The organism is Chromobacterium sp. Beijing, from assembly GCF_021496765.1.
GTDB lineage: Bacteria > Pseudomonadota > Gammaproteobacteria > Burkholderiales > Chromobacteriaceae > Chromobacterium.
Map to the genome: position 1 here is coordinate 3,362,753 of NZ_CP053750.1, position 21,616 is coordinate 3,384,368.

Consider the following 21,616-nt stretch of genomic DNA (forward strand, 5'->3'; position numbering starts at 1 on the left):
CAGTATCGGTTGGGTCCAGGCGGCGGTTCAGCCCAGCCGCAGCCGTTCGCTGCCCACCAGCCGGTGGTAGACCGCGTACAGCAGCAAGGTGGCCGCCAACAGCAGGCCGCCCAGCGCGGTGGCCATGCCCCAGTTGATGGTGGTGTTGGTGTAGAAGGCGACGAAATAGCTGACCATCTGGTCGTTGGGGCTGCCCAGCAAGGCCGGGGTGATGTAATAGCCTATGGACAGGATGAACACCAGCAGGCAGCCGGCGCCCACTCCGGCCACGGTCTGCGGCGCGTACACCCGCCAGAAGCCGGCGAAGGGGTGGCAGCCCAGCGAGATCGCCGCGCGCAGATAGCTGGGGGAAATGCCCTTCATCACGCTGTAGATGGGCAGAATCATGAAGGGCAGCAGGATGTGCACCATGGCGATGTAGACGCCGACGCGGTTGAACACCAGCTGCAGCGGCTGCTCGATCAGGCCCAGGCTCAGCAAGGCGGCGTTGATCAGGCCCCCGGACTGCAGCAGCACGATCCAGGCGGCCACCCGCACCAGCACCGAGGTCCAGAACGGCAGCAGCACCATGATCATCAGCAGATTGCTGCGGCGCGTCGGCAGGCTGGCCAAGAGATAGGCCAGCGGATAGGCCAGCAGCAGGCACAGCGCGGTCACCACCAGGCTCATCCAGAACGTGCGGGCGAACACGCTCAGGTAAATGCCCTGATCCGGCATCGCGCGGCTGAGTTCGCCCAGGTCGTCGATGCGGTGATCCAGCGCCGCCAGCAGATAATACGGCGTGTAGGCGGACTGGTTGCGGCGTATCGCCAGCCAGTAGGCCGGGTCGCCCCAGCGTTCGTCCAGCTCGGTCAGCGCCTGCTTGAACGAGGCCGGCGCCGGCTCCAGCGGCAAGGCGCGCGAGGTCTTGCCCAGCAGGCTGCGGTAGCCGGGCACCTCCATGTTCAGCCGCTTGCCCAGATCGCCCAGCGTCTGGCGCTCGCCGGCCAGCCGCACATCGTCGACCAGCGCGCGGTAAGCCGCCTCCGGCGGCAGCGATTTGCCGTCCCAGGCCGCCAGCGCCCGCACCGTGCGCGGCAGCGAACCCGCCACTTCCGGGTTGTCCACGCTGCGCAACAGCAGCGCGCCGATGGGTACGATGAAAGTCAGCAGCAAGAACAGCAGCAGCGGCGACACCAGCGCCAGCGACTTGAGCTTGCCCAGCCGCTCCGCCCGGGCCAGCCGCGCCTTCAGAGGCCGCTCGTCCGGCGCGGACGCGCGGGAATGGGATACCGTGGAAGCCGTCATGGCCTTACTCCGTTATGGCCGCCGAAAGGCGGCCTCCGCTAAATGAAGGATGAGCGCCCTACTTCGCCGCCCAGGCGTTGAAACGCTGCTCCAGGTTCTCCGCGTGGTCGGCCCAGAACTCCAGATTGATCTTCAGCGCGTCCTTGATGTTCTGCGGCGCGGTCGGCAAATCCGGCAGCTCGTTCTTGTCCAGCAGCGGAATCGCCCGCTTGTTGCTGGGACCGTAGGCGATGTTCTGCGAATAAACCTTCTGGTTTTCCGGCTTGCTGGCGAAGGCGATGAACTGGTAAGCCTGGTCGCGCTTGGGCGTGCCCTTGGGAATCGACCAGTAATCGAAGTCGTAGAGATTGCCGTTCCACACCACTTTCAGATTCTTGCCCTCCTTGCGCGCCACCGCGATGCGGCCGTTGAAGGCGGAGCTCATCACCACATCGCCGGAGGCCAGGTATTGCGGCGGCTGCGCGCCGGCCTCCCACCACTGCAGATAGGGCTTGATCTGGTCCAGCTTCTTGAAGGCGCGGTCCACGCCGGCCGGCGTGCCCAGCGCCGGATAGACGTCCTTGGCGGCCACGCCGTCGGCCAGCAGCGCAATCTCCAGCGTGCCCTTGGCGCCCTTGCGCAGGCCGCGCTTGCCGGGGAATTTCTTCAGGTCCCAGAAATCCTTCCAGCCGGCCGGCGCGGTCTTCAGCTTGTCGGCGTTGTAGGCCAGCGCGGTGGACCAGACGAAGATGCCGATGCCGCAGGGCTGGGCCGCGCCGGGCACGAAGTCGGCCTTATTGCCGATGCGCGCGTAATCCAGCCGCTCCAGCAGGCCTTCGTCACAGCCGCGCACCAGTTCCGGCGACTCCACTTCCAACACGTCCCAGGACACGCTCTTGGTGTCCACCATGGCCTTGAGCTTGGCCATTTCGCCGTTGTATTCGCCGCTGACCAGCTTGAGCCCGCTGCTCTTCTGGAAGGGCGCGTAATAGGCCTTGGCCTGGGCGTCCTTGTTGGCTCCGCCGTAGGAAATCACCGTCAAATCCTTGGCCGAGGCCGCGCCGGCCAAAGCCAGCGCGGCGCCCAGCAGCATGCATTTTTGTTTAAACGCCATCCTCATTCTCCTTGTTGACTGCATCGTGACGCCGGCCAGGCCGGCGCGGCTTTCAAAACCGACCATCAACGCAGGGCCCAGGCATTGAAGCGCTGCTCCAGGCTTTCGCCGTGGTCGGCCCAAAACTCTATATCCACCTTCAAGGCATTCCTCATGTTCTGCGGCGCGGTGGGTAGCTCCGACACTTCCGCCTTGTCCAGCAGCGGCAAGGCTTTCTTATTGCTGGGTCCGTAGCTGATGTTCTGGGAATAGACTTTCTGGTTTTCCGGCTTGCTGGCGAAGGCAATGAAGCGGTAAGCAGCGTCCTTGTTGGGCGAGCCCTTGGGAATGGCCCAGGAGTCGAAGTCGTACAGGCTGCCGTCCCAGACGATTTTCAGTTTCTTGCCCTCTTTCTGCGCCGCGGCGATGCGGCCGTTATAGGCGGAACTCATCACCACATCGCCGGAAGCCAGGTATTGCGGCGGTTGCGCGCCGGCTTCCCACCACTGGATATGCGGCTTGAGCTGGGCCAGCTTCTTGAAGGCGCGCTCCACGCCGGCCGGCGTGGCCAGCAGGCGATACACGTCCTTGGCGGGAACACCGTCGGCCAGCAGAGCGATCTCCAAAGTGTATTTGGCGCCCTTGCGCATGCCGCGCTTGCCGGGATAACGCTTCACGTCCCAGAAATCGGCCCAACCGCGCGGCGCGGTCTTGAGTTTGTCCGCGTTGTAAGCCAGCGCGGTGGACCAGACCAGGGTGCCGATGCCGCAGGCTTGGGCCGCGCCCGGCAGGAAATCCGCCTTATTGCCGATGCGCGCGTAATCCAGCCGCTCGAACAGCCCTTCGTCACAGCCGCGCGCCAGCTCCGGCGACTCGACTTCCAGCACGTCCCAGGACACGCTCTTGGTGTCCACCATGGCCTTGAGCTTGGCCATTTCGCCGTTGTACTCGCCGGCCAGGATCTTGATGCCGGTGGCTTGCTGAAACGGCTGGTAATAGGCCTTGGTCTGCGCCGCCTTGCTGGCGCCGCCAAAGGAAATCACGGTCAGATCCCGGGCCTGGGCGGCGCCGGCCAATGCCAGCGCGGCGCCCAGCAGGATGAACCCTTGTCCAACTGCCATCCTCATTCTCCTTATTGGCTGCATCGTGACGCCGGCCAGGCCGGCGCGGCTTTCAAAACCGACCATCAACGCAGGGCCCAGGCATTGAAGCGCTGCTCCAGGCTTTCGCCGTGGTCGGCCCAAAAGTTGGAATCCACCCGTACCGCGCTTTGCAGGTTTGCCGGCGCGGTGGGCAGTTCGAGTTGTCGCGCCGGCGCCAACAACGCCATCGCCTGGCGATTGATCGGGCCATAGGCCATCTGTCGCGAATACGCCGCCTGGGCTTCCGGCCGGCTGGCAAAAGCGATGAAACGCCTTGCCGCCGCGCCCTGTTGCGCGCCCTTGGGGATGGCCCAGTAGACAAAGTCATACAGGCTGCCGTCCCAAACTATCTTCAGATTCCGGCCCTCTTGCTGGGCCGAGGCGATGCGGCCGTTGTAGGCCGAGCTCATCGCCACATCGCCGGAGGCCAGGTATTGCGGCGGCTGCGCGCCGGCCTCCCACCACTGGATATAAGGTTTGAGCTGGGCCAGCTTCTTGAAGGCGCGCTCCACGCCGGCCGGCGTGGCCAGCAGGCGATACACGTCCTTGGCGGCAACGCCATCGGCCAGCAGAGCGATCTCCAAAGTGTATTTGGCGCTCTTGCGCATGCCGCGCTTACCGGGATAACGCTTCACATCCCAGAAATCGGCCCAGCCGCGCGGCGCGGTCTTCAGCTTGTCCGCGCTGTAAGCCAGCACATTGGACCAGACGAAGAGGCCGATGCCGCAGGGTTGCAGCGCGCCATCAACCACCTCTGCGCGCGCGCCGGCCAGCGCCGGGTCCAGCTTTTCGAACAAGCCTTCGTCGCAGCCCCGCGCCAGTTCCGGCGCTTCCACCTCCAGCACGTCCCAGGACACGCTCCGCGCCGCCACCATCGCCTTGACCTTGGCCATTTCACCGTTGTATTCGCCGGCCAGCACCTTGATGCCGGTGGCGCGCTGGAAGGGCTGGTAATAGGCCTGAACCTGGGCGGCCTGATTGGCGCCGCCGAATGACACGATGGTCAGCGCCGGCGCCTGACTGGCCGCCAGCGCGGCGCAAGCCAGAAGCAAGGATTTACCGTGTATCGCCATGACCCCTACCTCCTTTATGTCAACGCCGCTTGCCCGCTGGCCCGGGCCGCGGCAGCCGCCCGTCCCGGTCAAAGTTTGTAGCCGGGATCGAGCCGGTCCAGCAGGCGCAGCAGCGCCGCCCAGGCCAGGTCGACGAACCTATCGTCCTTCAGCTCCCGCTCGCCCACCTCGCGCTCCGGCTCGTTGAACTGGCGCTCGGTCCGCCGGCAAACCGCCACGGACGGCAGGCGCAAGGCTCCGGCCGCCTGCGCGCTCAGCTGGATGTCGCAGGCCTTCTCCAGGTAGTACATGCGCAGGAAAGCCTGCTTGACCGTCTCCCCCACGGTCAGCAAGCCGTGGTTGCGCAGGATCAGCACCGGTTTGTCGCCCAGATCCCGCACCAGGCGCGCCTGCTCGTTGAGGTCCAGGGCGATGCCTTCGTAATCGTGGTACGCCGCCTTCCCGTAGAACTCCATCGACATCTGGTTCACCGGCAACAAGCCCTCCGCAAGCGCCGCCACCGCGCAGCCGGCCCGGGTATGGGTGTGCAGTACGCACTGGGCATCCGGTCTTGCCGCGTGGATGGCGCTGTGGATGACGAAGCCGGCCGGATTGACCAGGGCGTCGTTCTCGTCCAGCGCCCGGCCGTCGAGACCGATCTTGACCAGGCTGGACGCGGTGATTTCGTCGAACATCAGCCCGTAGGGATTGATCAGGAAGTGGTGTTCCGGCCCTGGCAAGCGCACCGAGATATGCGTCGAGATCAGATCGCTCATGCGAAAGTGCGCGATCAACCGATAACAGGCCGCCAGTTCTCGACGTAGTTGCCGCTCCCCTTCCAACTCCACGGGCTGGGCGGCTTGCTGCGGGGCAGGGCTGAGCTTTGCTGAGCGTTCCATCATGACCTCGGTGTGTTGTGCATCCGCCCCCATCCGGGGGCCAACTGGCGACGCCGGCGGGCGCCGCGGCAACCGCGCTTACTTGGACTTGGCCACCCAGGCGTTGAAGCGCTGCTCGAGCTCCTCGCTCCTGTCCACCCAAAACGCCGTGTCCTCGCTCAGCGCCACCGCGAGATTCCGCGGCGAGGTCGGCAGATCCCGGCTCCTTGTCGCGTCCAGCATCTGGATCGCCTTGCGGTGGGTGACGCCGTAATCGATGGTGTCGGCATAGACTTTCTGATTGGCCGGCTGCGTGGCGAAGCGGATGAACTTCAGCGCGTCGTCCTTGCGCGGGCTGCCCTTGGGAATCGCCCAGTAGTCGTAGTTGTAAACCGAGCCGTTCCAGACCGCCTTCAGGTTCTTGCCTTCCTTCCTCGCTTCGGAAATGCGGCCGTTGTAGGCCGAGCTCATCACCACATCGCCCGAAACCAGAAATTGCGGCGGCTGGGAGCCGGCTTCCCACCACTGGATGTTCGGCCTGAGCTGGTCCAGCTTGCGGAAGGCCCGATCGACGCCCGCCGGCGTGGCCAGCACCTTGTAAACGTCCTTCGGGGCGACGCCGTCCGCCATCAGCGCGAACTCCAGATTGTCCTGCGCGCCCTTGCGCAGACCGCGCTTGCCCGGGAAGGTCTTCACGTCCCAGAAATCCTTCCAGCCAGCCGGCGCCGTTTTCAGCTTGTCGGCGTTGTAGGCCAGGACGATGGACCAGACGTTCATGCCTATCCCGCAGCTTTGCACCGCGCCGGCGAGAAAATCCGCGGGCTTGCCGATCTTGCTGTAATCCAGCTTTTCGAACAGGCCTTCGTCGCAGCCGCGCGCCAGCGCCGCCGGCTCGACTTCGACCACGTCCCACGACACGCTGCGGCTATCCACCATGGCCTTGATCTTGGCCATCTCGCCGTTGTATTCCGCCCCGATCACCTTGATGCCGGTCTCCCGCTGGAAGGGGCGGTAATACGCCTTGTCCTGAGCGGACTTTCCCGCGCCGCCGAACGAGATCACGGTCAGAGCGGCCGCCATGGCTTGGCCCGCGAAAGCCATACCCAGGGCCGTGACGGCCAGCTTGATGCTTGCAGACATTCCAGGTCCTCCTGTGCAAAGGGAGCGGCGTCGCGCCTTGCTATTCGTGAACCAGCGGATCGAGCGCGCGCACATGCTCCACCTGCCAGCCCAGCGGCACCACGTCGCCGACGGCGAGCGTGGCGTCCAGTTCGGCGATGGCTTGTTTGACGAAGAAGTTGGGCTTGCCGCACACCTCCATGCGCACGCGCACGTGGTCGCCCAGGTAGATGAATTCGGCCACCCGGCCGGAGAAGCGGTTGTCGCAGCGCTCGCTATGGCCGTTGAGCAGGATGCGTTCGGGGCGGATGGACAGCGACACCGGGCTGCCGGCCTCGCCCACCTTCACCGCCAGCGCCGTCACCCTTTCGCCGCGCTCCAGTTCCACCAGGCAGCGCTCGCCGTCCCGGCTCAGCAGGGTGCCTGGCAAGCGGTTGTTCTCGCCGATGAAGTTGGCGACGAAGGCGTTGTCCGGCCGCTCGTAGAGCTGGGCCGGCGCGTCGATCTGCTGGATTTCGCCCTGATGGAACACCGCCACCCGGTCCGACATGGTCAGCGCCTCGCCCTGATCGTGGGTGACGTAGACCACGGTGACGCCCAGCCGCTGATGCAGATGCTTGATCTCCATCTGCATGTGTTCGCGCAATTGCTTGTCCAGCGCGCCCAGCGGTTCGTCCATCAGCACCAGCTGCGGCTCGAACACCAGCGCGCGCGCCAGCGCCACCCGCTGCTGCTGGCCGCCCGACATCTGGCCCGGATAGCGGCCGGCGAAGGCGTCCAGCTGCACCATGGCCAGGGCCCGCTTCACCTTGTCCTGGATGTCCGCCTTGGACACCCCGCGCACCGACAGCGGGAAGGCCAGGTTTTCCGCCACCGTCATGTGCGGGAACAAGGCGTAGTTCTGGAACACCATGCCGATGTTGCGCTTGTGCGGCGGCACCCGGTTGAGGGAGCGGCCGGCCAGCTGAATCTCGCCGCCGGTGGGGGTTTCGAAACCGGCCAGCATCATCAGGCTGGTGGTCTTGCCGGAGCCGGACGGCCCCAGCAGGGTGAGGAATTCGCCGCGGCGGATGTCCAGGTTCAGGTTTTTGACGATGAGGTTTTCGCCGTCATAGCTTTTCTGGACGTTGAGGAAGCGGACAAGCACATCGCTGGCTGCGGACATGGCGGCGACACCTGAAAGTGAATGCGTACGCCAACCATGCTAGGGAGCGCGGCGCACGCCCGCCATCGGCGGGCGGCGGATTTTGCCGTCGGGATAAACGGCGCGCGCTGTAGGGAAATTCTTAGTGCGCCGCAGCAGCCAAGCGCGTTAAAACAGCTGATGCTCGATCGCGTAGCGCACCAAATCCGCCAGCGACTGCGCGCGCAGCTTCTGCATCAGCCTGACCTTGTGGGTGCTGACGGTTTTGGCGCTGATCGCCAGCAGCTGCGCCACCTCGTTGACGTTGGCCCCCTGCGCCAGGCGCTGGAACACCTGGAACTCGCGCTCGGACAACTGGGCGTGCGGCGGCCTCTCGTCGCTGAGATTGACTTCGAACACCAGCCGGTCCGCCAGTTGCGGGTCGATGTAGCGGCCGCCGCCGGCCACTTTGCGGATCGCGGTCAGCAGCAGCGCCGGATCGCTGTCCTTGGTGGCGTAGCCGGCGGCGCCGGCCTTGAGCGCGCGCGCCGCCATCTGCACCTCGTCGTGCATGGACAGCACCAGGATGGCCGGCGGCTGCGCCAGCGCCCGCAAGCGCGGGATCACGTCCAGGCCGCTCAGGCCCGGCATGGAAATATCCAGCAGCAGCACATCGCAGGCGGCGGCGCGCAAGGCGTCGAACACCGCGGCGCCGTGGGCGGCTTCGCCGACCACTTGCAAATCGTCGGCCAGGCCGATCAACTGCTTGATGCCTTCGCGCACGATGGTGTGGTCTTCCGCCACAATCACTCGAATCATGTCTTCTCCTCCCCTTCATCCGGCCGCAAGGGCAGCCGGGCCGTCAAACTGCAGCCTTGCCCCGGCGCGCTGGCCACTTCCAGGCCGCCGCCGAACATCAGCAGGCGCTCGCGCATGCCCACCAGGCCGTAGGAGCTGCCCGCCTCCCCCGGCCGCCGCTCAAAGCCTTTGCCGTCGTCGATAATGCTCAGCACCAGCTCTCCCGGCAAGGCCTGCAAGTGCAGCGTCACCGTGTGGGCCTCGGCGTGGCGCATCACATTGGTCAGCGCCTCCTGCAATACCCGGAACAGGCCCACCGCCTTGGCGTCGTCCAGGCGCAGCGGCGTGTCCGGCACCAGCACCAGACAGGGTATGCCGCTGCGGGCCTCGAAGCGGCGCGCCTGCCATTCCACCGCCGAGGCCAGGCCCGCGTCCAGGATGGGCGGCCGCAGCGCGGTGGCCACGTCGCGGACCAGGGCGAAGGTCTGGGCGATCAGCTTCTTGATGCTGGCCAGCCGCTCCGCCGCCGCGCCCTCCGGCCGCCCCAGGCTCAGTTCCAGCATCGAGGTTTCCAGCTTGAGCACGGTCAGCACCTGGCCCAGCTCGTCGTGCACCTCGCGCGCGATATGGGCTTTTTCCTCCTCGCGCACCGTTTCGAGGTGGGCGGCCAGATCGCGCAGCATGGCGCGCGACGCGCTCAGCTCCAGTTCATTGCGCTTGCCGGCGCTGATATCCCACAGGATGCCATCCCACACCATGCCCGTCGCGCCGTGGCGGCGGGCGCTGGCGCGCAGATCGGCCCAGCGCTCCGCGCCGTCCCGGGTCAGAATCCGGCCCTGCCAACTCCAATCGCGCTGCTCGCGCCAGGCGGCTTGCCAGCTGTCGCGCAGCGCCGCGGCGTCCTCAGGGTGCGCCAGCGCTTGCAAGCCCTCCGGCCGCGCCAGCAAGTCCGCGGCCGGGTAGCCGGTCAGCGCCAGGCTGGCCTCGCTGACGAAGGCCAGCCGCGGGTCTTCCGCCGCGTCGGCGCGCTCCAGCCGGAACACCAGGCCCGGCACATTGCCGGCAATGCCCTTGAAACGCGCCTCGCTCTCCCGCAGGGCGGCGCGCGCCTGCCGCTTTTCGGTGACGTCGTGCATAAAGGCCACCAGGTAGTCGGCGCCGCCGAAGCGCAGAAAACTGAGCGAGACGTCCAGCGGCAGGCTGCCGCCGTCGGCGCGCAGGCTATCGGTTTCAAACTGCAGCAGGCCCCGGCTCCGCGCCCGGCCCCACAAGTCCAGCCAGCCGTCCATGTCCAAGCCCGGCTGGAAGCGAGACAGCGGCTGCCCCACCGCCTCCGCCTCCGCGCATCCCAGCATCGCCAGCGCGGCCTGATTGGCGTAACGCAGCCGGCCTTCCCAGTTCAGCCACAGAATGCCCACCGTGCTGTGATCCACCGAGAACTGCGTCAGCCGCAAGGCCTCGGCGCCGGCTTCCCGCTGGGCCAGCGCCTGCCGCGCCGCCGCCAGCGCTTGCCGCGACTGCCGCTGCTGCCGGCCCTGCCACAGCAGCGCGCCGGCCAAGAGCAGGATGAGCAGCAGCGATACCTGGCTCAGCCTGCGCCAAAACGGCAGGCTGTCGGCCAGCGGCGTCGGCTCCGCCTGCACCCAGCGCGTGTAGAGATGGCCGCGCTGCGAGGCCGGCAGCGCGCTCAAGGCCCGGTCCAGCAGCATCGCCAGCTGCGGCCAGTCCTGCCGCGACGCCACCCGCAGCAGCCGAGTGGCGCCGCTGTCGCCCACCGCGCGCAAGTGCGAGAATTCCGGCTCGCGCAGCAGCTGGTTCAGCTGCGCCTCGTCCACCACCGCATAATCCGCCCGCTGCTGCTGCACCAGCTGCAGCGCGTTGCGGTCCGAGCCGGCCGGCAAGCGCCGCAAGGCCGGATAATTGACGGTCAGAAAGGCCGCCGCCGCGCCCGGTTCGAGCACCGCCACCCGCGCGCTGTCCGGCAGTTGTTCCAGTTCCAGCGCCGCCGCCGGCTCGCCGCGCCCGACCAGTTTGTAGGGGATGCGCAGGAAGGGGCCGGAAAACAGCCAGTAACGCAAGCCGGCCGGGGTTTGTTCCAGGCCGGGCGCGACATCCACCCGCCCCGCCCGCGCCGCCGCGCTCAACTGCGTCTTGTTCGGATAGAAGGTCCAGGCCAGTTTGAGGCCCAATTCGGCGGCCAGCCGGTTCATCAGTTCCACATGCGCGCCGCTCAGCGCCTGCCGGCGCGCGTCCAGCACCGCGTACGGCGCTTGCGGCACCACGCCCACCCGCAGCACCGGGTGCCGGCTCAGCCAGTCCCGCTCCGCCGCCGACAGGCTCAGCGCCCAGCTCGCCGGCGCCAGCCATAGCGCCGCCCATCCCGCCATCCACAATAAGGCTCTCAATGCGTCTCTCCGGCGCGCCGGACGGCGCGCATGCCACCATACTGTGGCAGCGCGGCGACGCTGTCTAAAAAATCAAACACAAAGCGGGAAAGTCTGTGGCAAGCGGCGCAGGCGACGGGCCTGGCGGGACGGCGACGGGAGGATTGAGAACGCGGGCAGACGCGGCGACGGCCCGGAGAATGGTCCCAGGCTTCGAAAATGCGCCGCCGCCGGCCGGAAAACGCGAATTGCTCTGCATCGCCGGCGGCGACATCAGTATACTGTGACGCTATTCGAAAAATTGTCGAAAATACTAAGCAGAGGCCGACAAGGGCACGCCACCGAGGTTACAGGCATGGATATTGGATTACGCGTCAAACAAGTGCGCGAGCACTTCGCGCTGTCTCAACGCGAGCTGGCGAAACGGGCCGGCATGGCCAACGCCACCATCTCGCTGATAGAACAGAACCGGGTCAGCCCGTCCATCAGTTCGCTATTGAAGCTGATTCAGGGTTTCCCCATGACGCTGACCGAATTCCTGACCTTTGGCGAACCGCCGCCCAGCGACCCTTACACCTTCCGCCGCGAACAACAACCAGATCTGGGCCGCGACGGCCTGAAGCTGCTGATCATCGGCGCGTCCAATCCCAATCGCCAGATGCGCATGCTACGCGAGCTGTATTCGCCGGGCGCGGACACCGGCAAGGAAATGATCACCCATCCCGAGGGCGAGGAGTGCGGCGTAGTGGTGCGCGGCAGCGTGGAGCTGACCGTGGACGGCCACATCAGCATCCTCTCCGCCGGGGACGGCTATTACTTCCCCAGCACCCTGCCGCACAAATTCCGCAATATCGGGCCGGACGAGGCGGAGATCATCAGCGCCAACACCCCGGCCAACTTCTGATAATCCGTTTACGATCCGCTGCGCGTCGAGGACGCCTTACACGGTGAGTACCGCTTCGAAATGCTCATCTACCGTATGACCATTCCGCTGTCTCGGCCGCTTTCGCCTTGTATCGCCTTGGCTCGCGAGATCGTAAACCGGTTCTAAGAGCCGCTCACAAAACCTCGCAGAGAACCTGAGCCAAGGCGCGCCGACGTAGGCAGTACAAGTCGTACGACAAGGAGGCGCAACGCAGGGTCAGGGGTTTTGTTAGCGGGTCTAAGGCCGGGTCAGGCCCATCCCCGCCAAAGCCTGCCGTCCCAGCCGCTGCGGCAGCAGGCTGCCGGCCACCATGCCGACAATGCTGAAGCCCAGGCCCACCAGTTGCGGCGGCCAGAACGGATCCGCCGGGCCGAACCAGTCCAGCGCCAGCCAGCTGCCCAGGCCCAGCGCAATGGCCAGCAAGGCGCCCTGCGGCGTGGAACGCTTCCAGAACAGGCCGGCGAACAGCGGCGCCACCGCCGACACCAGCGTCACCTTGTAGGCGTTGCCCACCATCTCGTAGATGGTGGCGTCGGACAAGAGCGCGAACACCGTGGTGACGATGGCCAGGCCCACCACGGTCAGCCGCATCGCCAGCAGGAACTGGCGGTCCGACATCACCGGGATGAAACGGCTGAGCACGTTCTCGGTAAAGGTCACCGACGGCGCCAGCAAGGTGCCGGACGCGGTGGACATGATGGCGGACAGCAGCGCGCCGAAGAACATCACCTGCGCGAACAGCGGCGTGCGCTCCAGGATCAGGCTGGGCAGAATCATCTGCGCGTCCTGCTGCATCCAGCGGCTCACCATGGTCGGATCGATCAGCGTGGCGGCGAAGCCGATGAAGATGGGCAGCATGCAGAAGGTCAGATACAGGCCGCCGCCGACGATGGACGCGCGCGCGGCGACGTTCTCGTTCTTGGCCGACATCACCCGCTGGAAGATATCCTGCTGCGGAATGGAGCCCAACATCATGGTCAGCAAGGCGCCGACGAAGCCGACCACGTCCTTGGGCGCCATGCTGGGAATCATGGTGAACTTGTCCTGCGCCGCCGCGTGCTGCAACACCTTGACCGGGCCGCCGGCCATGTCGCCGATCAACCAGGTCAGATAAAGCAGGCCGGCGACGATCACCGTCATCTGGAAAAAGTCGGTCAGCGCCACCGACCACATGCCACCGAACAGCGTGTACACCAGCACGATGCCCGCGCCCAGCAACATGCCGGCGTTGGCGCTGATCGCGCCCTGGGACAGCACGTTGAACACCACGCCCAGCGCGGTCAGCTGCGCCGCCACCCAGCCCAGGTAGGAGGCGATGATGCACAGCGACACGAACAGCTCCACATTGCGGCCGAAGCGCTGCTTGTAGAAATCGCCTATGGTCAGCAGATTGAGCCGGTACAACGGCCGCGCGAACAACAGGCCCACCAGCACCAGGCACATCGAGGAGCCGAACGGGTCTTCGACGATGCCGGCGAAGCCCTTGTCGATGAAGGTGGCCGGAATGCCCAGCACCGCCTCCGAGCCGAACCAGGTGGCGAACACCATGGCGGTGACGATGGGAAACGGCAGGCTGCGGCCGGCCACGGCGAAATCGCGGGCGTTGCGCACCCGGGTGGCGGCGTAGAGGCCGATGCCCACGGACAGCAGCAGATAGACGACGACGAAGCCAATCAACATGGGAAGGATATTCCTCTTCTTCTGGCGGCGCGCGCACGCGCCAAAACGGCGGCCCAAAAGCAAGAGGCCGGCGGGGGTGCCTGACACCCCGCCAGCCTCTCTCAATTCCTGAAAACCCTGATATCTTGCCTTTGCCATCAAGGGTTTGGGGGGCGATGATAACGCAGCTTTTTCCCGCTGTGTACCCATCGCCGGGCAGTTTTTTCACACCCGCCCCAATTTGCCCGAATGTCATTACCGGCGCGCCGCCGCCCGCCGGTATTTTCCGCCGCCCGCCCCTCGGCCAAGCCGGATTTCCGCGCCCGTTTTCAGCGGGCCGGACGGCCGGCGCTCAGTCCCCCCAGTCCTCGATGAACAGCGCCTCTTGCTCCACCTTGCACTGCTTCTCCTGCATCTCCATCGCCAGGCCGTGCAGCAAGGGCGGCAGGCCGCCGCCCATCAGGCGCGCCAGCTGCGCCTGCTCCGCCTCGCTCAAGGGCTGGGCGCCGTTGGCCAGGGTCAGTTGCTCCGGCTGCATCCGCCACGGCGACCACGGCCGTCCGGCCTGCTCCGCCACCTGGCCGGCGGCCATGGCGACGGCGATGCCGGACGGGGCCAGGTCGCAGGCGATCTGCACCGGCACCCGCAGCAGGGTCAATAAATGGCGCACCGCCTCGCGCCAGCGCTGATGCGGCTGGCCCGGCACCCAGATGGTCAGCACCGGCAGCGCCTGCTGGCTCAGCGTCTGAAACACGCTGAGATTCTCCACGATGCGCACGCTGCGGATCGCGCCCTCCACCGCGCTCACGCTCATCAAGGCCTCCGGCCCCAGGGCCACGCCTTGTTGCAGCAAGGCGGCGGACAGCAGGCACTGCTGCCCGGCCCACAGGCCCAGCGGCCCGGACAGGAAGACATGCGGGGTGTGACGGGCGATGCCGCAGGCTTCCAGATCGATGCCGAATTCCGCCAGCCATTGCCGGTCCGCCGCGCCGAAGGCTTTGCTGCGCCCCAGCGCGCGCTGCGAAAACTGGCGCTCGGTGCCCCAGCAGCCGTCCAGCAGCCATTGGTCCAGCGCCTGGGCCAGCTTCAGCCGGCGCTCCAGCGTGGAGGATTGCAGATGCGGGCTCAGGCTTTCCGCCAAGCCCAACAGCAGCGGATGGCGCGGCTGCCAGCCGCGCCACAGCTCCACCACCTCGGTCTGGGGCCGCGCGTCGGCCATGCCCAGCAAATGGCGCAGGCCGTACATGTCCAGCCATTGCACCCAGAACGGTTCCAGCTGACTGAGGCGCAGGCCGGTTTCGGCGTGCAGCTCCACCTCGCACCAGCCGGCCTCCAAGAGCCGGCGCAGCAGGTTTGCCGCCAGGGCGTGACTGTCCGCCAGCGCGAGCAGGCTGCTCCAGCGCATGCGATTGCGGCGCGATTTGAGCCAGCCGTCCACCAGTTCCTGCTCCTCCTGGCTCAGCAACAGCGGCTGCGGCGCGGCCTGCGGCGTCAGCAGCAGATTATGGCCGCGCGCGCCCAGCGGGGTGCGGCGAACGGAATCGGGATCGATCTGGGACAGCCAATGCGACATAGCGGGCGACTCGGTGAAAAGGCGGATGAGGAATAGACCATTTTTCCGCCAGAAATTCAATGCCGCGCCGCGTATCGGGAGCCGGCCCTCAAGCCGCTTGCCAGGCGATCACCCGGTCCCGGCCGCCGGCCTTGGCCTGGTACAAGGCCTGATCCGCCCGGTGAAAAGCCTGCTGCAGCCCGCCGTTCCCCACTTGGCAAACGCCGGCGCTGACCGTCACCTGGCCATGGGAAAAAGGCGCGGCGCGCACCTGCTGGCGGAAACACTCCAGCCGCGCCTGCCCCGCCGCGTCGCTGCGCGCCGCCAGCAGCACGCCGAACTCCTCGCCGCCGATGCGGCCGTAAATCTGATCGTGGAAGGTCTCGGCCAGCAAGGCGCTGACATCGCGTATCGTCTGATCCCCCACCGCGTGGCCGTGGGTGTCGTTGATGCACTTGAACAGATCGATATCGATGATGGCCAGATAGAAGGCGATGTCCTCGTGCCCCAGCGCGTATTCCGCCTGTTGCAAAAAGGAGCGCCGGTTGGGCAGGCTGCTCAGCGAATCGTAAAAGGCCTGCCGCCGCAGCTTGTTCAGCAGCAGGTGGTTGCTGCGCAGGGTTTGCACCACCTGCACATGCACCAAGACCATGCCGCCGATGATGAGGGCCAGAAAGCCGAAGCCGTAAATCGTCTGTTCGCCGCCCAAACGCAGAAACACCCGCGCCGGGTCGAACACCAGCAGCAGCAGCCCCCAGAAGCTCAAGGTGTGCCATACGCTGGACATGCTGATCGACATCACCAGCGCGGACACGCCCAGCGTCGGCAACAACAGGAATTCGCCGTAGCCGCCGGCATCCAGCGCGCGCTTCATCGCCAGGCAATAGCCAATGGCGAACAAGACCTGCCACAACAGCAGGGAACGGCCGCGCCGCGCCCAGATCTGCAGCAGGATCAGTCCGCCCAGACCCAGGCCCACCGCCAGAAACAGCCACCCCGGCACCATGCCGCCGTACAGGCGGCGCACCAGCAGAAAGCCCAGCGCGGCCAACACCCCCACCCCCTGAAAGCCCAGGCTGCGCCATTGGAAGGCGTCGATCAGATAAGCGTCGAAATCTTGTTCCAGCGGCCGCACCGGCGCAGGTATCGTCATCGCATCATGCTCCCGCCCACACGCGTCTGACATCGCGTCTTGCTGTGGTATAGGCGCCTGGACCGCCCCCATGCAATCCTCTCCGGGGCCGGCTGGCCCCCGCTCTCCCGGAGGCTATAATCGCCGCCTTCGACACCGCGCGGCTCCGGCCGCGCGCTTTGCTTTTTGTCTTCCATGGATTGGCCCGCACCCGATGTCCGCAGTCTGTCGCCGGCAGGACGCCATTGTCCTGCGCCCGATGCAAGTTCAAGATTTTCCCGCCGTGCTGCAAGTTCAGCAACACTGCTATCCGCCGTCGCTGATCGAGAGCCGGGACGCGCTGGCCTCGCGCCACCGCCTGTCGCCGGACACCTGTTGGGTGGCGGAGCGTCCCGGCCAGCTGCTGGGCTATGTGTTCGCCCATCCCTGGACCGCCGGCCGGCCGCCCAGCCTCAACCGCCCGCTGGAGAGGCTGCCGGACGCAGTGGACACCCTGTTCATCCACGATCTGGCGCTGCATCCGGACGCGCGCGGCCACGGCCTGGGGCCGCGGCTGGTGCAAACCGTGCTGGGCCAGGGCCGGCGGCGCGGGCTGCGCCAGGCGCGGCTGGTGGCGGTTCAGGGCGCCGCGCGCTATTGGAAACGCTTTGGCTATCAGCCCTGCGCGCGCGACGATTACACCCGCCGGGCTTACGGCGAAGACGCGGTCGGCATGCGGCGCGCCTTGTGAACGCAGGGTGAACGCGGGCCGCGTCGGCGCGCCAAAACGCCTATGCTGCAAGGAAGATTTGGCCAGCCCCATGGCCAAGCTATGATAGAATCGCGCGCAACGTATTCAATTCCTTATGAAAATACTCATAGTCGCCCTTTGCGCGGCATGGCTCGCCGCCCCGGCCCTGGCCGGCCGTTTGCTGCCGATGGAACTGAAGGCCGGCACGGTCCGCGCCGCTAACGACGCCACCATCGAGTTCGTCAAGAAAGACCGCTCCTTGCTGGAAAGTCTGCTCGGCATCTTCATCCGCTCCGAGCGCCAATTCCCGTTGGCGCCCGGTCTGCGCATCTTCGACGAGAACAACCGCTTCCTGCTGCGCGGCCAACTGGACAATCTGGAAGGCCGGCCGGTGGGGGTCACCTTCAATATGCAAGGCCAGATCAACCGGATCTGGGTGCTGCGCCCCGAGGAAGTGGACTTGCTGAAGCAAAGGGAAGCCGAAGCGGCCGCCCAGCCGTCCCAATAAACTCAGCCGCTCGCGGCGCGCTTGTCGGGTCCGGCCCGGCGGCGAACTGAAACACGCTGGAATCTAGCTGCAATGAAAAAGGTATACATCAAGACGTTCGGCTGCCAAATGAACGAGTACGACTCGGACAAAATGGCCGACGTGCTGTCCGACTCCGAAGGCATGATCAAGACGGACAAGCCGGAAGAAGCCGACATCATCCTGTTCAACACCTGTAGCGTGCGCGAAAAGGCGCAGGAAAAAGTGTTTTCGGACTTGGGCCGCATCCGTCCGCTGAAAGAGGCCAAGCCCGATCTGATCATCGGCGTCGGCGGCTGCGTGGCGTCGCAGGAAGGCGAAACCATCGTCAAGCGCGCGCCTTACGTCGACGTGGTGTTCGGCCCGCAAACCCTGCACCGACTGCCGGACCTGATCAAATCGCGCCAATCCAGCGGCAACTCCCAGGTGGATATCTCCTTCCCGGAAATCGAGAAGTTCGACCACATCCCGCCGGCCAAGGTGGAGGGCGGCGCGGCTTACGTGTCCATCATGGAAGGCTGTTCCAAGTATTGCTCCTTCTGCGTGGTGCCCTACACCCGCGGCGAGGAAGTCAGCCGCCCCTTCGACGACGTGCTGACCGAAATCGCCGGTCTGGCCGTCCAGGGCGTCAAGGAAATCACCCTGCTGGGCCAGAACGTCAACGCCTATCGCGGCATGATGGCCGACGGCGAAATCGCCGACTTCGCGCTGCTGCTGGAATACGTGCACGAAGTGCCGGGCGTGGAGCGCATCCGCTTCACCACCAGCCACCCGCGCGAGTTCAGCCAGCGCATCATCGATTGCTACGGCAAGCTGCCCAAGCTGGTGTCCCATCTGCACCTGCCGGTGCAAAGCGGAGCCGACCGCGTGCTGGCCGCGATGAAACGCGGCTACACCGGCCTGGAGTACAAATCCATCATCCGCAAGCTGCGCGCGCTGCGGCCGGATCTGTGTCTGTCGTCCGATTTCATCGTCGGCTTCCCCGGCGAGACCGAGGCCGACTTCGAACAGACGCTGAAGCTGGTCAAGGACATGGAAGTCGACTTCAGCTATGTGTTCATCTACAGCCCGCGTCCGGGCACGCCGGCGTCCAATCTGCCGGACGACACCCCGCACGCGGAAAAAGTGCGCCGGCTGGAAGCCCTGAACGAGGTGATCGAGGCCAAGGGCTTCGCCATCAACCAGGCGATGGTGGGCACGGTGCAGCGCGTGCTGGTGGAAAGCGTGTCCAAGAAGGACGCCGCCATGCTGGCGGCGCGCACCGCCAACAACCGCGTGGTCAACTTCGCCGGCCACCCGCGCCTGCTCAATCAGATGATTGATCTGCGCATCACCGAAGCCCGCCCCACTCGCTGGTGGGCGAGGCGCTGATCGCGGAAACCGCCTGAGCATGACGCCCGTCCGCCATTTTTTCGCGCCGGCCGCCGCGGGCCGGCGTATGCTTGGCGCTTTCCCTTCACGCTGATGCCGCCATGTTCATTGTTTCGCTAAGCTACATCGCCCCGCTGTCCGACATCGACGCGCAGCTGGAAGCACACGTCGCCTGGCTGCAGCAGGGCTACGCCGCCGGCCTGCTGCTGGCCTCCGGCCGCAAGACGCCGCGCACCGGCGGCGTGATCCTGGCGCGCGGCGAACGCGCCGAGCTGGAAGCGCTGCTGGCACGCGACCCCTTCGCCGTCGCCGGCCTCGCCCGCTACGAAATCACCGAGTTCCACGCCAGCATGAGCGCGCCGGAACTGGATTGTCTGCGGAACATTTAATGAGCGCCGCAGCCCTAACCCTTGTCCATCGGCCGTCCCGCCCCGCGGCGGGCCGCCGACAACGACCCAGACTACGAGCCGCATGACTACATCGCACGCCGAACCCCTGAGCTTCAACCCTGTCGACAATGAACGGCTGGCCCGCCTGTGCGGCCCGCTGGACGAAAACCTGAAACAGATAGAAACCGGCCTGGACGTGACGGTGCAGCGCCGCGGCGAAAGTTTCCGCGTCCAGGGCGAACAGGCCAAGACCGCGGTGGAGGCGCTGACCCGGCTCTATCTGCTGGCGGAAAAACAGGAGCTGTCGATAGACGACGTGCAACTGTGCCTGGTGGAACTGCGCCGCCACGCGCCCCACGGCGCCGCGGCAGCGACCGACGACGAAGACGCGCCGGTGCTGGTGACCCGCCGCGGCGATCTGCGCGGCCGCACGCCGCGCCAGAGCCGCTACATCAAGGCCATCCAGCAACACGACATCACCTTCGGCATCGGCCCGGCCGGCACCGGCAAGACCTATCTGGCGGTGGGCTGCGCGGTGGACGCGATGGAGCGCGACGCGGTCAAGCGCATCGTGCTGGTGCGCCCGGCGGTGGAGGCCGGCGAGAAGCTGGGCTTCCTGCCCGGCGACCTGGCGCAGAAAGTGGACCCGTATCTGCGGCCGCTGTACGACGCGCTGTACGATCTGATGGGTTTCGACCGCGTGACCCGGCTGTTCGAGAAGAACCTGATCGAGATCGCGCCGCTGGCCTATATGCGCGGTCGCACGCTGAACAACGCCTTCATCATTCTGGACGAGGCGCAGAACACCACGCCGGAGCAGATGAAAATGTTCCTGACCCGCATCGGCTTCGGCTCCAAGGCGGTGATCACCGGCGACGTGACCCAGATCGATCTGGCCCGCCATCAGAAAAGCGGCCTGGTCGAAGTGGAACGCATCCTGGACAAGGTCCGCGGCATCCATTTCCACCATTTCCAGAGCGACGACGTGGTGCGCCACCCGCTGGTGCAGAAAATCGTCGACGCCTACGACCAATACCAAAGCAAGCAAGATGAAAAGAGCCAAGCGTAACCCGCTGCTGGCGCGGCTGGCCGCGCGCCTGGAACTGAGCCTGGACGTGCGCAGTCAAACCGCCGCGCTGCCGCGGCCCGCCGATCTGCGCCGCTGGAGCCAGGCGGCGCTGCAAGCCGGCGTCAAACAGGCCCAGGTCAGCATCCTGATCGTGGATGCCGACGAAGGCCGCCAAATGAACCATGACTACCGCGGCAAGGACTACGCCACCAATGTGCTGAGCTTCGCCCTCAACGAGGGCGAGCCGGTGCCCGGCCTGCCCTTGATCGGCGATCTGGTGCTGTGCGCGCCGGTGGTGGAAAAAGAGGCGGCCGAGCAAAACAAGCCGCTGCAAGCGCATTACGCCCACCTGTTGGTGCACGGCATGCTGCACCTGCAAGGCTTTGACCACGAACAAGACGACGAAGCCGAAACCATGGAGGCGCTTGAAACCGTCATCATGCAGAGGCTAGGATATCCCGACCCTTATCGAGAGGAGCAGTTCTAAGAAATGGAAGACCCCAGTAAACCGCGGCCGACTTGGCTGGAACGCCTGTCCACCATGTTGCTGCGCGAGCCGGAAGATCGCGAAGAGTTGATCGAGCTCTTGCACAACGCCTTCGAGCGCAATCTGCTGGACGCGGAAGCGCTCGGCATGATCGAGGGCGTGCTGGAAGTCAGCGAGCTGACCGTGCGCGACGTGATGATTCCGCGCAGCCAGATGAACGTGATCAGCTGCGACGACCCGATCACCCGCTTCCTGCCGATGGTGATCGACTCCGGACACTCGCGTTTTCCGGTGATAGGCGACAGCAAGGACGACGTGCTGGGCATTCTGTTGGCCAAGGAACTGTTGCGCTATTTCCACGCGCCGGCCAGCTTCGACTTGAAGGCGGTGCTGCGCCCGGCGGTGTTCGTGCCGGAGTCCAAGCCGCTGAACGTGCTGCTGCGCGATTTCCGCGCCACCCACAATCACATGGCGGTGGTGGTGGACGAATACGGCGGCGTGTCCGGCCTGGTGACCATCGAGGACGTGATCGAGCAGATCGTCGGCGACATCGAGGACGAATACGACACCGAGGACGACGAGGAAGACATCCTGCCGGTGCGCGGCCATCAGCGCTACCGGGTCAAGGCGCTGACCGAGATCGAGGACTTCAATCATTACTTTGAAACCGATTTCGAAGACGACGACGTCGACACCGTCGGCGGCCTGGTGATCTCGCTGACCGGCCACCTGCCCAAGCGCGGCGAGGCGGTGGAAGCCGCCGGCCTGCGCTTCACCGTGCTGCGCGCCGACAACCGCCGCGTCGACACCCTGCTGGTGGAGCGGATTCAGGCCGGGGAAACCAGCGAGGTCTGAGAAGCGGCGCGCCTTCCGCTTCGCGGCGGAGGCCTGGCTTGAGCACGGCTGAGAAACGCCCATGCG

At 66.0% G+C, this 21,616-nt stretch carries 20 protein-coding genes; 8 read left to right on the forward strand and 12 right to left on the reverse strand.

The features are described from left to right. Positions 1–27: 27 nt before the first annotated feature. From HQN78_RS15505 to HQN78_RS15545, 9 genes are all read right to left on the reverse strand, one after another. Positions 28–1,287 (reverse strand): ABC transporter permease, encoded by a 1,260-nt coding sequence (locus HQN78_RS15505; protein WP_235084782.1) that lies wholly within the window; start codon positions 1,285–1,287, stop codon positions 28–30. A 58-nt stretch (positions 1,288–1,345) separates the two neighbouring features. Continuing rightward, positions 1,346–2,380: an ABC transporter substrate-binding protein gene (locus HQN78_RS15510; protein WP_107797952.1), complete on the reverse strand. Its 1,035-nt coding sequence runs from the start codon at positions 2,378–2,380 to the stop codon at positions 1,346–1,348. A gap of 65 nt (positions 2,381–2,445) precedes the next feature. Next, a complete protein-coding gene (locus HQN78_RS15515; protein ID WP_235084787.1) occupies positions 2,446–3,480 on the reverse strand; it encodes an ABC transporter substrate-binding protein in 1,035 nt (344 codons plus the stop codon). 65 nt (positions 3,481–3,545) lie between these two features. Next, positions 3,546–4,574: an ABC transporter substrate-binding protein gene (locus HQN78_RS15520; RefSeq protein WP_235084789.1), complete on the reverse strand. Its 1,029-nt coding sequence runs from the start codon at positions 4,572–4,574 to the stop codon at positions 3,546–3,548. A gap of 68 nt (positions 4,575–4,642) precedes the next feature. Further along, positions 4,643–5,452: a class II aldolase/adducin family protein gene (locus tag HQN78_RS15525; RefSeq protein ID WP_199225789.1), complete on the reverse strand. Its 810-nt coding sequence runs from the start codon at positions 5,450–5,452 to the stop codon at positions 4,643–4,645. A 78-nt stretch (positions 5,453–5,530) separates the two neighbouring features. Continuing rightward, positions 5,531–6,571 (reverse strand): ABC transporter substrate-binding protein, encoded by a 1,041-nt coding sequence (locus HQN78_RS15530; RefSeq protein ID WP_235084792.1) that lies wholly within the window; start codon positions 6,569–6,571, stop codon positions 5,531–5,533. 40 nt (positions 6,572–6,611) lie between these two features. Continuing rightward, positions 6,612–7,715, reverse strand: coding sequence for an ABC transporter ATP-binding protein (locus HQN78_RS15535; RefSeq protein WP_235084795.1), 1,104 nt, complete (start codon positions 7,713–7,715; stop codon positions 6,612–6,614). A gap of 147 nt (positions 7,716–7,862) precedes the next feature. Continuing rightward, the gene (locus HQN78_RS15540; protein ID WP_107797947.1) at positions 7,863–8,492 is read right to left on the reverse strand and encodes a response regulator transcription factor; all 630 of its coding nucleotides are present in this window, start codon (positions 8,490–8,492) and stop codon (positions 7,863–7,865) included. Further along, a complete protein-coding gene (locus tag HQN78_RS15545; protein ID WP_235084798.1) occupies positions 8,489–10,876 on the reverse strand; it encodes a transporter substrate-binding domain-containing protein in 2,388 nt (795 codons plus the stop codon). The genes HQN78_RS15540 and HQN78_RS15545 overlap by 4 nt, the downstream gene beginning before the upstream one ends. 334 nt (positions 10,877–11,210) lie before the next feature. Here HQN78_RS15545 and HQN78_RS15550 point away from each other — a divergent pair, with 334 nt between their 5' ends. Next, a complete protein-coding gene (locus HQN78_RS15550; RefSeq protein ID WP_107797945.1) occupies positions 11,211–11,759 on the forward strand; it encodes a cupin domain-containing protein in 549 nt (182 codons plus the stop codon). A gap of 258 nt (positions 11,760–12,017) precedes the next feature. Here the strand turns inward: HQN78_RS15550 and HQN78_RS15555 are convergent, their stop codons facing one another. The 3 genes from HQN78_RS15555 to HQN78_RS15565 all read right to left on the reverse strand — a co-directional run bounded on the left by HQN78_RS15555 (position 12,018) and on the right by HQN78_RS15565 (position 16,144). Further along, positions 12,018–13,460, reverse strand: coding sequence for a sodium:solute symporter family protein (locus HQN78_RS15555; RefSeq protein ID WP_235084802.1), 1,443 nt, complete (start codon positions 13,458–13,460; stop codon positions 12,018–12,020). A gap of 331 nt (positions 13,461–13,791) precedes the next feature. Further along, entirely contained in the window at positions 13,792–15,012 is a 1,221-nt protein-coding gene (locus tag HQN78_RS15560; protein ID WP_107801597.1) for a DUF2399 domain-containing protein, read from the reverse strand. Between the two features lie 88 nt (positions 15,013–15,100). Beyond that, the gene (locus HQN78_RS15565; RefSeq protein WP_227106596.1) at positions 15,101–16,144 is read right to left on the reverse strand and encodes a GGDEF domain-containing protein; all 1,044 of its coding nucleotides are present in this window, start codon (positions 16,142–16,144) and stop codon (positions 15,101–15,103) included. Positions 16,145–16,382: 238 nt separating this feature from the next. Here HQN78_RS15565 and HQN78_RS15570 point away from each other — a divergent pair, with 238 nt between their 5' ends. From HQN78_RS15570 to HQN78_RS15600, 7 genes are all read left to right on the forward strand, one after another. Next, on the forward strand, positions 16,383–16,853 hold the full coding sequence (locus HQN78_RS15570) for a GNAT family N-acetyltransferase (protein ID WP_199225787.1): 471 nt from the start codon (positions 16,383–16,385) through the stop codon (positions 16,851–16,853). 115 nt (positions 16,854–16,968) lie between these two features. Continuing rightward, positions 16,969–17,361, forward strand: coding sequence for a hypothetical protein (locus HQN78_RS15575; RefSeq protein WP_107797941.1), 393 nt, complete (start codon positions 16,969–16,971; stop codon positions 17,359–17,361). A gap of 72 nt (positions 17,362–17,433) precedes the next feature. Next, on the forward strand, positions 17,434–18,750 hold the full coding sequence (miaB, locus tag HQN78_RS15580; protein ID WP_235084804.1) for a tRNA (N6-isopentenyl adenosine(37)-C2)-methylthiotransferase MiaB: 1,317 nt from the start codon (positions 17,434–17,436) through the stop codon (positions 18,748–18,750). Between the two features lie 101 nt (positions 18,751–18,851). Next, positions 18,852–19,139, forward strand: coding sequence for a YciI family protein (locus HQN78_RS15585; RefSeq protein WP_235084807.1), 288 nt, complete (start codon positions 18,852–18,854; stop codon positions 19,137–19,139). Positions 19,140–19,221: 82 nt separating this feature from the next. Next, positions 19,222–20,208 (forward strand): PhoH family protein, encoded by a 987-nt coding sequence (locus HQN78_RS15590; RefSeq protein WP_107797938.1) that lies wholly within the window; start codon positions 19,222–19,224, stop codon positions 20,206–20,208. Beyond that, positions 20,189–20,695, forward strand: a complete 507-nt coding sequence (ybeY, locus tag HQN78_RS15595) for an rRNA maturation RNase YbeY (RefSeq protein ID WP_107797937.1) — start codon at positions 20,189–20,191, stop codon at positions 20,693–20,695. The genes HQN78_RS15590 and ybeY overlap by 20 nt, the downstream gene beginning before the upstream one ends. A gap of 3 nt (positions 20,696–20,698) precedes the next feature. Then, positions 20,699–21,550, forward strand: a complete 852-nt coding sequence (locus tag HQN78_RS15600; protein WP_019102982.1) for an HlyC/CorC family transporter — start codon at positions 20,699–20,701, stop codon at positions 21,548–21,550. Positions 21,551–21,616: the final 66 nt, after the last annotated feature.